This window comes from Mesorhizobium kowhaii, assembly GCF_003253745.1.
GTDB classification, from domain to species: Bacteria; Pseudomonadota; Alphaproteobacteria; order Rhizobiales; family Rhizobiaceae; genus Mesorhizobium; species Mesorhizobium kowhaii.
Genome location: NZ_MZXV01000070.1, coordinates 98,271 through 110,838, shown reverse-complemented (window position 1 = coordinate 110,838; position 12,568 = coordinate 98,271). Strand labels below are relative to the sequence as shown.

Annotated in this window: 13 protein-coding genes and 2 pseudogenes; 5 read left to right on the top strand and 10 right to left on the bottom strand. The window is 61.6% G+C overall.

The features are described 5' to 3' along the window. Window positions 1-21: 21 nt before the first annotated feature. A pseudogene (locus B5V02_RS31535) lies at window positions 22-258 on the bottom strand (hypothetical protein); the annotation flags it as partial. Further along, complete coding sequence (locus B5V02_RS31530; protein ID WP_146606188.1) at window positions 240-458, bottom strand: hypothetical protein; 219 nt, start codon at window positions 456-458, stop codon at window positions 240-242. The gene B5V02_RS31530 and the pseudogene B5V02_RS31535, both read right to left, overlap by 19 nt. 637 nt (window positions 459-1,095) lie before the next feature. On the opposite strand from B5V02_RS31530, the gene B5V02_RS31525 reads away from it, so the two are divergent. Beyond that, entirely contained in the window at window positions 1,096-2,046 is a 951-nt protein-coding gene (locus B5V02_RS31525) for a carbohydrate porin (RefSeq protein ID WP_167458747.1), read from the top strand. A 32-nt stretch (window positions 2,047-2,078) separates the two neighbouring features. Further along, window positions 2,079-2,600, top strand: coding sequence for a hypothetical protein (locus B5V02_RS31520; RefSeq protein WP_111547907.1), 522 nt, complete (start codon window positions 2,079-2,081; stop codon window positions 2,598-2,600). Between the two features lie 46 nt (window positions 2,601-2,646). Here the strand turns inward: B5V02_RS31520 and B5V02_RS31515 are convergent, their stop codons facing one another. From B5V02_RS31515 to B5V02_RS31500, 4 genes are read right to left on the bottom strand one after another with little or no spacing between them, the layout of a single operon-like run. After that, entirely contained in the window at window positions 2,647-3,531 is an 885-nt protein-coding gene (locus B5V02_RS31515) for a DUF4198 domain-containing protein (protein ID WP_111547906.1), read from the bottom strand. 7 nt (window positions 3,532-3,538) lie between these two features. Continuing rightward, the gene (locus tag B5V02_RS31510) at window positions 3,539-4,024 is read right to left on the bottom strand and encodes a hypothetical protein (RefSeq protein ID WP_111547905.1); all 486 of its coding nucleotides are present in this window, start codon (window positions 4,022-4,024) and stop codon (window positions 3,539-3,541) included. Next, window positions 4,021-4,608: a HupE/UreJ family protein gene (locus B5V02_RS31505; RefSeq protein WP_111547904.1), complete on the bottom strand. Its 588-nt coding sequence runs from the start codon at window positions 4,606-4,608 to the stop codon at window positions 4,021-4,023. The genes B5V02_RS31510 and B5V02_RS31505 overlap by 4 nt, the downstream gene beginning before the upstream one ends. A 29-nt stretch (window positions 4,609-4,637) precedes the next feature. Next, a complete protein-coding gene (locus tag B5V02_RS31500; RefSeq protein ID WP_146606186.1) occupies window positions 4,638-5,819 on the bottom strand; it encodes a DUF4331 domain-containing protein in 1,182 nt (393 codons plus the stop codon). A gap of 280 nt (window positions 5,820-6,099) precedes the next feature. On the opposite strand from B5V02_RS31500, the gene B5V02_RS31495 reads away from it, so the two are divergent. Beyond that, window positions 6,100-6,555 (top strand): VOC family protein, encoded by a 456-nt coding sequence (locus B5V02_RS31495; protein ID WP_111547902.1) that lies wholly within the window; start codon window positions 6,100-6,102, stop codon window positions 6,553-6,555. A gap of 417 nt (window positions 6,556-6,972) precedes the next feature. Here the strand turns inward: B5V02_RS31495 and B5V02_RS31490 are convergent, their stop codons facing one another. The 4 genes from B5V02_RS31490 to B5V02_RS31475 form a co-directional block, all read right to left on the bottom strand. Then, window positions 6,973-7,926: a GlxA family transcriptional regulator gene (locus B5V02_RS31490; protein WP_111547901.1), complete on the bottom strand. Its 954-nt coding sequence runs from the start codon at window positions 7,924-7,926 to the stop codon at window positions 6,973-6,975. Next, window positions 7,923-8,864 (bottom strand): SLAC1 anion channel family protein, encoded by a 942-nt coding sequence (locus B5V02_RS31485; protein ID WP_245446325.1) that lies wholly within the window; start codon window positions 8,862-8,864, stop codon window positions 7,923-7,925. The genes B5V02_RS31490 and B5V02_RS31485 overlap by 4 nt, the downstream gene beginning before the upstream one ends. Window positions 8,865-9,167: 303 nt before the next feature. Continuing rightward, on the bottom strand, window positions 9,168-10,175 hold the full coding sequence (locus tag B5V02_RS31480) for an aldo/keto reductase (protein WP_111547899.1): 1,008 nt from the start codon (window positions 10,173-10,175) through the stop codon (window positions 9,168-9,170). A gap of 135 nt (window positions 10,176-10,310) precedes the next feature. Continuing rightward, complete coding sequence (locus tag B5V02_RS31475) at window positions 10,311-11,213, bottom strand: LysR family transcriptional regulator (protein ID WP_111547898.1); 903 nt, start codon at window positions 11,211-11,213, stop codon at window positions 10,311-10,313. Between the two features lie 129 nt (window positions 11,214-11,342). Here B5V02_RS31475 and B5V02_RS31470 point away from each other — a divergent pair. After that, a pseudogene (locus B5V02_RS31470) lies at window positions 11,343-12,070 on the top strand (SDR family NAD(P)-dependent oxidoreductase). After that, window positions 12,064-12,552, top strand: a complete 489-nt coding sequence (locus B5V02_RS31465) for a RidA family protein (protein ID WP_111547897.1) — start codon at window positions 12,064-12,066, stop codon at window positions 12,550-12,552. The pseudogene B5V02_RS31470 and the gene B5V02_RS31465 overlap by 7 nt, the downstream one beginning before the upstream one ends. Window positions 12,553-12,568 lie beyond the last annotated feature (16 nt).

Below are 12,568 nucleotides of genomic sequence, written 5' to 3'. Positions count from 1 at the left end.
TGCTCCATGTACTCGCGGTTGTCAGATGCTGTTGATGGCCGAAATGCTCCGATCGGCTTCGTTGGCCACGTAAGGCCTGACCATCTTTGCCGGATCGATCACGGGCTCAAACGTCGCCTCGTCGACATGGCCGAGCTGCAGCGCACCCTCCTTCAACGTCAGGTCGTGCTCCAATGCGTAGTGCGCGATCGCCGACGCCTTGTCGTAGCCGATCACCGGCGCGAGCGCGGTCACCAGCATCAGCGAGCGGCGTACATATCGAGTTTTGGATCCCGCTCGATCTGCGTCAGAACGCGCGCTAGTTCCGGTACCGCGTCGGGCCCAAAGATATTGAAGGGCGGCCGATTGATCGTCACTTGCCAATAGGCCGGGGTGACATGCGTGATACGGAACTGCTCACTATCCGCAGGCTTGGTATCGGAGACGGTGCCGACGCCGGCCGCCGATCTCGCGGCCACTGGACTCACCGCCATCGGCAACCTAGCCCCGCGAGCGCGAGGTTCATCGTACTTTTGAATGCCATCGTTCGCTCCGTTCTTTTACCGAAAACCCGATCTCAAGAATTGGGTCGATCGAACGACGTACAATCACACCTTGGTATTGGATCTCAGAATACCCTCTCGAAGCGTAGCCTTTATTAGCATTCACTGCGATCTCCGATCCTGAAGAAGGTCTTGATCTCCGACGGAGGGCGAGTGACTCGCGCAATAAAGATGATCACGGTATTTACGTTTCTGGCGCCCGTCGTGTTTGCCGGAGCGGCTCGCGGACAATCAGCTGGTACGACTGGGATCGCTACGGATGCCGAGGATGACGGGTCGGCGGCCGGGCCACCTTCGGCGCCGAACCAAGTTGGCGAGCCACTCGGATTGGGCGGCGACTGGCTTGGTTCGAAGCCCCTCCTCGCAAGCGAGGGCATCATTGTCAGCAGCCACTATATCTCGGAAGCGGCGTGGAACTACACGGGTGGGCGACGCCAGAAAGTCGATGAGACCGGGGGGTTCAATGTCGGCGCCCAGATCGACGCCGATCGGCGTCTTCAGGTCGCGCCCGGCCAAGTGCAGGCGACCATCACCTATCGCCGCGGTCGACAGCTTGACCCAAGTCGCTCGGCTCGGCACCTTGCAGGAAACCCAGGAGATTTACGGCGGCGGCCAGACCTGGCGACTGACCCAGATCTGGTACGAGGTCGCCGCATTTCGCGGTGCGATCCGCCCCAAGGCAGGCAGGACGTCGCCCGGGGAGGACTTCGGGGTCTTTTCCTGCACGTTCCAGAATCTGAGCTTCTGCGGGTCGCAGCCCGGAAACGTCGCTGGCGATTATTGGTATAGCTGGCCGATCGGCCAGTGGGGCGGGCGGGTCCGTGGTGATCTCGGGAAGAAGTTCATCCAGGTCGCGGTCTATGAGGAGAACCCCCGCAACCTCTCCAGCAAGTTCACGCTCGGACATGGCGGCGCGACCGGCGTGCTCATTCCAGCGGAGATTGGGCTGCGCACCGGGGGCAATGGCGGGCGCGTCGGTGCACACCGGGTCGGCGGCTGGATAAGCACCTCGCCTATGGTCGGCGTGGTGACAGGCGAGCTACGCCCTACGCCGCCATCCGACCTTTCGCAGATCGAGCGCACCTCGTCCTACGGTTTGTGGGCAAGCGCTCAACAGCAACTCAAGGGTCGTTCAGTCGACGGCGCCAGCGTCTCCGGCGTCACGGTATTTCTCAATGTGGTGCAGACCGACCGCCGCACCTCGTTAATCGACAATCAGGTTGCCGCGGGCATGTTTTATGAAGGGGCTGATCGCCGGCGTGCCGAGCGGCGAACTGGGGTTCGGCATAGCCCGAACCCACATAAACGGCCGCTTGGCCCGAGCGGAGTTGCTCGCGGGACGACCCGGCCAAGCCTCCGGAACTCGAGCTCGAACTCCATTATGGCTTCCGGCCTCTTCGCTACCTGCAGCTTCGCCCCAACCTCCAATGGGTCCACCACGCCGGTGGAGATGCCAGCACGCGGCGTGGGCGTGGCCGGGCTGAAGAGCGAGCTGACATTCTAAAGGCCAAGACGGGCCTGGACGAGGAGACCAAAATGTCGCTGCAAGACGCTGCCAGCCTCGGCCAGGTAATTGCGGCACTCGGGGTGCTGGGTTCGCTGTTCTTCGTCGGACGCCAGGTTCGGCAAAGCGTGCGCTTTCAAAAACTAGCGGTCATCGACTCGCTTTCTACGTCGATCGCCTGCCTCAATATTCCGGGGATGGAAGCGCCGGCCCTGGGCGAAGCCTTGGCGATTGTAACTCAGGATTGGAACGCGTCGAGCCGCGAGCAGCGGATCATCGCGCATTACTTCCTGTTCTCCTATTTCAAGCTCGCGGAGAATGCGTGGTACCAGCGCGAGGCTGGGATTCTGGAGCCGTCTCAATGGCACGGTTGGGAAAATATGGTCCGCATGTATTACCATAGCCCCGGCGTGCAAAGCGTATGGTGGCCGCGACGTCACGATGCTTACTCGCACCCGTTTCAGCTCTATCTGGCCCGCACCCGGCCACCGGAGGATTTCGGGGCCATGAATGACGTCTTTCGTGACCATGCGCCGGCTGAAACAGCAACGTAGCTTGCACACGGCAGCTGGCGCTTCCGAGGCTCAAGCTGCGCCATGGCTAGGGAGTCCGAACTGCCCGGTTCGGTGAAAAACCGAAGCTCAGGCTGGAAAACGTCGTGTCGAAATCGGTCTCGGCCGAGCTCGGCTGGACCCTGGTCCAAATGACATTCAGCAACCAAGTCCCACCGGACGGCATGGCGAAGGTGGCGCGTCCCGCGCGATCCGTGCGGTGCATCTCGAACGGCACGGCGTCGTCCTCCAGGCGCGTCAGCTTCACCAACGCGCCCACCAGCGGCCGCCCGAGATAAAGAACGCGCACGGGAAGCGTGGTAGATCGTGGCAGCGCATAGGGGCTGCGATCCGGTACGATCTCGAGGGGCAAGCCTAGGATACGGGTGGCCTGCGACTGGTTACCCGCAACTGCGCCCCCCACCTGCACGATCGACTTCGCGCACCGGCTGTAATTCTCCGATCCGTCGCGGTCCATCCGATTGAGCCGAACCCGTAGGTCTATCGCCGGCGTCAATCCTTCGGCTTTGATGTAATCGTTGAATCTGATGAACGGGAGGTGCACTTGGGCGCGATCGTCCGTCTGGAAGACGATTACATGGGCACCGGGCTTCTGGAAGACGAAGGATCCATCTGCTGACGGCGCGCCCAATTGCAATCGCTCTTTGAGATCGGCCCTGGACCCATCTGGAGCAAACGCTTCGTATCGTATGATGCGGCGAAGCGTGATCGGTGAACGCTGGCGGGCAGGACCGTGTCCCACCTGCAGCGTCATGGTCGTAATGGCCGTGGGCGACAGCCAAAACGCGCTTGGCTGGACCCAGAAGTCATGGGCATTAACCGGCGCGCCACCGCAGCACAGCACGATTGCGAGCGCCAAGCGCGCGCGTCGGCGTCGGCTTCGAATGGAGCGCTTGGGATGATCAAGGTTCATGGCTGCCCTATTCGAGATGATCGGGCAAGTAGCCCGGTGTAACGGGGAGGAACGGCAGCGTGGCGCACAAGATGGCGATGGCGATGAGCCAGCTCGACCCGACCTTGACGGCGATCGGGGCCCGCCGAGCGACCAGCCAGCCGGCGGGTATCAGCACGATCAACATCAAGCACGCCTTTGGCAGGTCCGATGGCGTGCCGGCGAGCCGGACCACCGCGGTGACCCACACCCCCGAGTTGAGCGAGAGGGCGAGCCCGCTACGCCACCCAACACCGCCGGGCAAGTGCACAGCGGCGGCATTCACCACGGTGCTTGCCCAGCACCCGAGAAAGGCGATCTCCAACCAGCCGCGCGGAAGCTCCAGTTGCGACAGCGCGCCAAGCGTGATGGCCAACGCAATGAGGCTGACGATCCGAACGCGCGGCGTGGCAAAGGCGAGCGCGAGAGCCAGCGCCGCCAGCAGCAGGGCTGGAGGGAGTGCTCCGCCCCTCACACGCTCACCGCCGCTTGGAGAAACCACAAGCCGGCAGCGGCGATAAGACCGCCCACCAGGCGTACCGCGATACTACCCCAGCGATAAGCATTCAGCGCGCCGATGCCGATGCCCGCTACGTGCAACAGGCCGGTCGCGAGGACGAAGCCTGCGCTGTAGGCGACGGGATCGGCCGCCGACGGCAGCTCCCTGCCATGGGCGTAGCCATGGAACAGCGCAAAAGCAGCCACGATGATGGCCGCGGCCCATACGGGAGCCCTGATGGCCAGGGCGATGCAACTCCCGAGCACCAGAACCGATAGCGCGATGCCGATCTCCACCGGTGGTGCCGGCAACCCGACCATGCCGAGCACGGCGCCGACTGCCATGACCGTTGGGAAGATCACCGGCAGCAGATAGATGAGAGGGCGCCCCAGGAACGCGCCCCAAAGGCCCACCGACACCATTGCCAGCAGATGGTCAGCCCCGTTCAGGGGATGCCAAAACCCCGAACCGAATCCCCCGGGCAGTCCGGTTCCCGTATGCGCTTGCGCCGATCCGGACATCAGCAGCACACCGGCGACTGCCGCCACCGCCGCGGACATTCGAAAGTTTCGGTCGGACATCCTCACGGTCAATGGTCCACGCCCTTGGCATCGGGCGGCGCCAGGAACGGGAAGATCGTCGCCGAAGCCGGATGCTCGTCGCCACGCAAGCCGTCCCAGGCGATATCGTCCGTCGTCCCGCTGACCAGGAACGACCGCCAGATGTTCGGCGTGTCGTAGGTCGGGCTGCGACCACCGCAATCGGCGTCGAACAGCGAAAGTTTGGCCAGTGAAGCGAGCTCGACCGCTAGAAACTGCCGGCAGACCCGCGCCGCACTGTTCACCCATAGGCGGTCGTCCACGAATATGGTGGCAAGGGCATGGTAGCGTTGTGATGGGACCGGGGACCTGTCCGCAAGCAACTGATTGCCGCACTTGCCGTCGAGGCTGTCCTGGAATGCCAGGGATTTCTCGATCCGCGCCGTATACGACATACTGGCTTTCGCGGTCGCCGTGTTGAACGCTTCCCGCTCGTCACCGCTCGCATCATCGGTCGAGAAGGGTGAAACGCCGAGCAGCGTGTTCCCCACGAACGGCCGCGCCATCCGATCGAGAGTCTTGGTCGATGTTGTCGATGAACCCCTCACCGCCAGTATCGGCCCGCCCTTCGACACGACCGCAAGGTCGACCGAGATGACGATGGCGGAGGCGGTCCAGTTGGCGAGGAGGTTCGTTGCCGGGCCGCCGTCGGTATGGCGCCATTGGTCGCCAACCTTTGCGGTGGTTTCCTGGTCCAGCTGCGGACATCCGGCTTCGTCGGGTTTCGCGGCACCGCTCTTGAGCGCGGCCAACACAACCCCATAGGCGGCCAATGACCCCTTGACGTTGTTGTAGAACGGATCGTCCCGCAACCCGGCGAACAACCGGAAGTGACCGTTGTGGCTCTCCAGCCCCTTCGCGTCGCTGGCATCGCCTTCCACTGAATCCACGGTGCCCAATCGGCAGCTTGCCATTTTTGGCGCCGGAAACCGGCAGATGATCTCCGTCGAGGCAGTAGTGCGGCCAAACGCCTTCCCGCTGTCGATGCGAAATATGTACTGGAGCCGGTCCGAGAAGGTGTGCCCGACAACGGTCATGGCCAGGTTCAGCCGATCGCCCTCTGGCGCGGTCCAGGCATAGACATCGCCGATATCTGCCTGCGGGTTCGCGGTCATGGCCGGAGAGTCGAAATGGTCGGAGCTTCGCCCGGGTTGGCCGCCGCTGACGACCAACGCCACCGCCGAAACTGCGGTCGCTAAACCCCGGGCGACAGGCCATTTTTGTCGACGCATTGCGATCACTCCTATTTTTTCGTTGCGTCGCAGAGTTAGGCTGGGGCGGGAGACCTTTCCTATTGGACGAACGTGTCGGTGATACCTTGGTCTATTGAAGCGCCTTGGTCTGATCGCTCTGGCTGATCACATGGGGCTCTGATCGACACCAAAGTCCAATTTTACCCAGGACTGGGCTGCGCCATCTGAATCCAAGCCGGATCCAGGATGGAGGACAATCATGAACGAAGTAGAAGTCGACGGGCGAAGCTATCAGATGCCGCCGCTGGATGGCTTCACCGTCGCCCACTTTCTTACCGTCGCCGATATCGAACGATCGGCTCGCTTCTACGAGACCGTGTTCGGCGGGCGCATTGCGAGCAGAGGTGATGCCAAGGGTGCGCCGGGATACATCCAGATCGCGAACGCATGGCTCATCGTCAACGTGGGAGGTGGTCCTACACCTGACAAACCCTCGGTGGTGTTGAGCCCTCCCGCCGATCCGAATTCCGTCAGCAGCTTCATGAATCTCCGGGTTGCGGACATCCATGCATGCTATGAAATGTGGCGTGCCCGGGGGGCCGAGTTCATCACCGAGCCGAAGGACAAATACGGCGAGACGCGGTGCTATATTCGCGATCCCGATGGCTACATAATCGAAGTCGGCCAGAGCAAGCCGGATTTCACATATGGCTAGGCTGCAGAAGCCGCGAATCGTCGCGGCGCGACATCACTTTGGCCGATACCTCGCTCGGCACGGTGTAGCTGTGAACCAGGTCGGTGACGAATACGCGGAGGTCGTCAGCGGGCTGCCAAAACTCGCATCAAGCCAGTATCGTAAATGATTGAGCCGACTTGGATGACCCGCTTCAACCGTCAGGGAGTAACCCCGATGACGCGTGAGTACATCGCGAAAGAGGAGAAGCGCCTTCGCAATGCCGAACTGGTTCGACGTCTTTCGACCCAGTCCGCCAAGCGCAGTCCCCCTGTTCCGGCCGTGATGCAACGGGGACATGCCGCGACAGGAATGGCCAAATGACCACGACCAAATCTGTAACCGGGAGAGCGTGGCGGACGCGAACGTGTGGAACGCGTTCGTCTTCACCGTCGGCTATCAGCGTGAAAAACTCTTCCGATAATTGGTAGGAGAAATCGCGAAGTGCCGCACGAACGCGCGGCGCAAAGTGATGACGTCACCAAATCCAGATTGCATTGCGACCGTCTTCATGGGAATCTTCGCATCTTCAACAAGACAGCGCGCGGCCTCCAAACGGACGGCTTCGACATATTGGCCCGGTGTCATCTGTACTTCGTGCTTGAACATCCGTGCGAAATTGCGCTCGCTCATGCCGACCTGCGCCGCGAGCGCGGGGACCGCCAAATCGTGTGACAAGTTGTTGTTGATGAATTCCTGAGCCGCCCTGATTGGTGTTTTTTGCGCGATCTGCGCCATGAAGTGGGTGCTGAACTGCGACTGGCCGCCCGGGCGTTTCAGGAAAACGACAAGCTCCCGCGCGACGGATAGGGCGAGTTGACGTCCGACATCTCTCTCGACAAGGGCTAGCGCCAGATCAATTCCCGCGGTCACACCCGCCGATGTCCATAGTTTCCCATCGGACGTGAAGATGCGGTCCGGTTCGAGCCTGATCGAGGGAAACCGCCTTGCGAATTCATCCGCCTGCGACCAGTGCGTCGTCGCCCGCAAGCCGTCGAGCAACCCAGCCTCCGCCAAAACGAACGCGCCCGAGCAAACCGAGCCGACTCGTGGTGTTCGCTCAGCGATGGATCTCACCCAATCAAGGATTTCGCCGGAGACGGGGTGATCCTGGATCAGGGGATTGCCGGCAATCAACAAGGTATCAATATCGCCAGCTGGTTGAGCGATGGTGCTGTCAGCCACGAGCCGCACGCCGGACGATCCCAGAATGGGGCCTTCCTTGGTGCCGACAATCTCAATCTGGTAATATACGTATCCCAGTTTGCGGTTCACTTCCGCGAACACGTCGGAGGGTCCGATAACATCGAGCAGCTGGACACCCGGCATGGCCAGGATCGCGATCTTTTTCATTGGCTATTTTCTAGTCGAAACAATTGCCCTGACGAGATGATCATAAGAGTGCGAACGAACAATACCGCTATCGCGCCGGCGGAAAATGCGAACACGGCGATCGCGAAGACCTTCAAAGGCAGAGTGCCCACGGCCGACGAATAACGAAAGGCTGCGATGGAAAACGCGGCGAGCGGGAAGCCGATGGCCCACCAGTTGACGCTGAACGGTATTCCACTACGGAAGACTTTCGGGGCAAGCACCAACAACAGAAAGAAGGCGAAATAGAACAACGAGGATGCGAAGATGTCCACCTGCCCGGTGAGATTGGTATAGGCGAGAAAACCGACGGCGAAAGGCGCGCTCACAATGAGCAGCGACGGGCGCATCCGCATCGGCAAGGCCTCGTGGTGCCGCAATCGGCTGAAGATGAGCACGATCAGCACGCCGGCCAGCACCGAACCGACGGCGAAGGCGAGCATATTGACTTCATGCGCCCAGGAATACGGCATGTCCGATCCGGTGACGGTGATGTCGAGGGTCGCGACGCCGGGTATAAGCAGCGCGGGTAGGGTGTCCTCGCCCCTGTGCTGACGGCCGAGGAAGCGCTGCATGACCGCGTAGGCGGTGACAAAGGTAAGCACCGTTCCTGCGACCCAGGTCGTTTGGGCGAGTGTGGCGTTGTACGGCCGCAGGAAGGACGACAAAAGCAAAATACCAATACCGATCGTGGCAAAGAAGCTGTTCATCACAGGATCGCTGTATTCGGCGACGATAGCGCCCGGGTGGAGGATAAACTTCATGCCGTACCCCGCGACTAGGGCAACGAAAACGGCGACGGCGACCCAGCCGATCGTCTCGCCTATGACGCCGTTGAAGAGAGCGCCCTTGGCCGCCTCCCGCCAAGCCAAGCTCAATCCCGCGATGCCCATTACCGAGGCGAAGAGATGGATCGGCAAGAGCCGAATCGTATGCGTCCGTTTCGAGCGAGTCTTGGCGTGACGGGTCAAAATGATCTCCAGCGTGGTACAGATTGATCGGGACAAGAATTGCCGTCCTCGCTTTAGCCCGAACGCCAATCTAGCCGAAAACATAAAAATTATACGATTTCTGCCAAAACACCGCCGCGAGCGGCCATTTGAAAGAACGCTGTCCACGCGTGTTTCGCGACGGGTTTCGGCCGCGCGCCTTCGCGGATGAAAAATCGTTTCATACTTTTCAGGAATTGCCTTAGCAGCTGCTGGGCCGACCCCGGAACGCTGCTATCGGTCGATCATCACCATGGTGCGCTCGCCATAGCGCGGGCCGGAGACTTTTCCCGGTGCCAGTGCCTCGTCGAGCGCTGCCATCTCGGCCGCATCGAGTTTGATCGCGGCGGCGGCGATATTCTCCTCCAGATATTTTCTCCGCTTGGTGCCGGGGATCGGCACGACATCGACGGCGAAACCGGCGCCCTTGTGCAGCAGCCAGGCCAGCGCGACCTGGCCGGGCTTGACGCCCTTGGCCGCCGCGATGTCGCGCACCTTGGCCGCCGCCGCCACATTGGCGTCGAAGTTTTCGCCCTGGTAGCGGGGGTCGTGATGGCGGTAATCGCCCTTGGGATAGTCCTCAGCGCGCTTCACGTCGCCGGCCAGAAAACCACGCCCGAGCGGCGAGAACGGCACTAGGCCGATGCCGAGTTCGCCGAGCAGCGGAATGATCTCTGGTTCGAGATTGCGCTCCCACAGCGAATACTCGCTCTGCACCGCCGAGACCGGATGCACGGCATGCGACCGGCGGATGTTGGCCGCGCCCGCCTCCGACAGACCGAAGAACCGCACCTTGCCTTGCGCGACCAGCTCGCCGACTGTACCGGCGACATCCTCGATCGGCACGGAGGGATCGACACGGTGCTGGTAGAGGAGGTCGATATGGTCGGTCGCCAGCCGTTTCAGGGAGCCTTCGACCGCCGTCCTGATGGTTCGCGGCTGGCTATCTCGGTCGGTGCCGACCTGCTTGCCGTTTTCGATGCGGAAGCCGAATTTGGTGGCGATGGTGACCTGGTCGCGCTTGCCCTTCAAGGCCCGGCCGAGCAGGGCTTCGTTGGTGTAAGGGCCATAGACCTCCGCGGTGTCGAGGAAGGTGCAGCCGAGCTCGATGGCGCGGTGCAGCGTGGCGATGGACTCGGCCTCGTCGGCCGGACCATAGGACTGGCTCATGCCCATGCAGCCGAGACCGATGGCCGAGACTTGCAGCCCCTGGCTGCCGAGCTTGCGGGTTTTCAGGGTCATGGTTGGCGTTCTCCGCTGGGGTCAGGAGATCATATAAGGCGCTCGCTGAATTCCCACAGCCGTTCCGCCGACGACAACATCTGGGGAGAAGCCACGACGGCAAATAGAGACGGGATCGCGACGAACGGTAGATGTTCAGCGTAGCGGCAACCACAGCGGGCTCTTCCACGCTTTCAACGCTTCGAGAAACACCTGTAGCTTCGTGGGCAGGAAGCGCCGCGTGGGATAGACGGCGTGAATGAAGATTTCCGGCGAGGACCATTCGGGCAGAAGGCGCACGAGCTCGCCGCTTGCAATCTGCGCATCGCAATACATCGAAGGCAGCAATCCCACGCCGTGGCCTCGATAGGTGAAGGCGCTGACGGACTGATAGTCCTTGCTGGAAATCGGCCCCGAGACGGGTTGCTTGACCGATTTCTTGCCGCTGACGAGATGCCACTCGGCCTCGTTGTTGCGCCCGTTCAGCAGGACGCATTGGTGATCGCGCAGATCTTCGGGTCTGGACGGCGGGATGCGATCCTTTAGGTAGTCCGTCGAGGCCACGAGATAGCGAACGCTGCGTCCGATGCGTTGGGCCACGAGGGTCGAATCGCGCAACTCCCCGAAGCGAAGGGCGACATCGACGTTCTCGGCAATCAGGTCGAGAAACAGATTGGTGACGAACAGGTCGACCTGGATTCCCGGATGGGTTTTCAGGAACGACGACACGAATTCGTAGAACGGCTCCTGGCCCATGATGACGGGCGTTGAAATCTTCAGAAGCCCCTCCGGCTTCTTCTGCGCCTGTGTCAACACCCTTTCGGCATCATTGAGAAGGGCAAGCGGCTCGCTGCATTGGCTGGAATAGGCGCGCCCTTGCGCCGTCAGACCGACCTTGCGCGTCGTCCTCTGAAGCAAGGTCACGCCGAGCTGCTGTTCCAGCGCGGTCACCTTCCGGCTAACGGTAGAGATCGGCATGCCAAGCGCATGGGCGGCACGGCTGAAGCTCTCGAACTGCGCCACCTTCACGAAAACGGCGATGTCGTTCAGATCGGTCATGCCCCATTTTTGCACAGCTGGAAAAAAGATTCCAGATTTTTCCATCTAATCGCGGAACGGCGCCTCGGCCATATTCCGGCGGGAGCGAGGCGCAGCCGTGACGTCGCCTTGGCCAAGATGGAGAGTTCAATGCAAGAACGTAAAACGGTCCTGATCACCGGTGCCTCGCAGGGAATCGGCGCGGGTCTTACCAACACCTTCCTCGAACGCGGCTACAATGTCGTCGCCACTTCGCGGCGAGTCAGCCAATCCGACGAAATCGGGCCATCCGACCGCTTGGCGCGCGTCGATGGCGACATCGCCGATGCCACCACCGCGAAAAGCGTGGCGGAGACCGCGATCAGCCGCTTCGGTTCGATCGACGCCCTGGTCAACAATGCCGGCATCTTCTTCACCAAGCCTTTCGTGGACTACACGATGGAGGATTATCGCAGGCTCACCGCCACCAACCTCGAGGGTTTCATTCTTCTAACCCAGTTGGCCGTCCGCCAGATGCTTTCGCAAAAGCGCGGCGGCAGCATCGTCAGCATCACCACCTCGCTGGTCGATCATCCGATCGCCGGCGTGGACGCGTCCGTCGCCATGTTGACCAAGGGCGGGATCGAGGCCCTCTCGAAGAACATCGCGATGGAATATGCTCGGCAGGGAATTCGTCTGAACACGGTCGCGCCCGGCATCGTCGATACGCCGATGCACAAGGATAGTCCAAAGGATGTCCTGAATACATTCTCGCCGATGCACACAGCATCTCCAGCGTGCAGGAGATTGTTGATGCGGTGGTGTTCCTCACAGAGGCCCCGCGCATAACCGGGGAGGTGCTGCACGTCGATGGCGGCGCACATCTCGGCAAATGGTGAGCCGGCGCGACGCGCCCGGCGCCAGCGCGGAAAAGCGGCTTGCGGAAAACGGGATCGTGCTTCCTCCTCCGCCGACGCCTTTTGGCGCCTATGTCGAGGCAGCACGGATCGGCAATCTGCTCTTCCTGAGCGGAATGCTGCCGGTTGTCGGCCGCGAGCCGCAATTCACCGGCCGCATCGGCGGGGAACTGACGACGGAGGACGGTCGCAAGGCGGCGAAAATCGCCTGCCTCAGTGGCCTGTCGGCCGCCAGGGCTTACCTGGGGTCTCTGGATCGGATCACCGGTGTCGCCAAGCTCGGCGTGTACATTGCCACCGAGGGCGATTTCCGGGACCATCCCAAGGTCGCCGACGGAGCCTCCGATGTCCTCGTGGCGGTCCTCGGAACCGAAATGCTTTCCGGACGGGTCGTGCTCGGCGTGGCGAGTTTGCCTCTTGGCATGCCGGTCGAAGTTGAGCTTATTTTCGAGATTGCACCGTAGTCGGCGCCGCGACGGG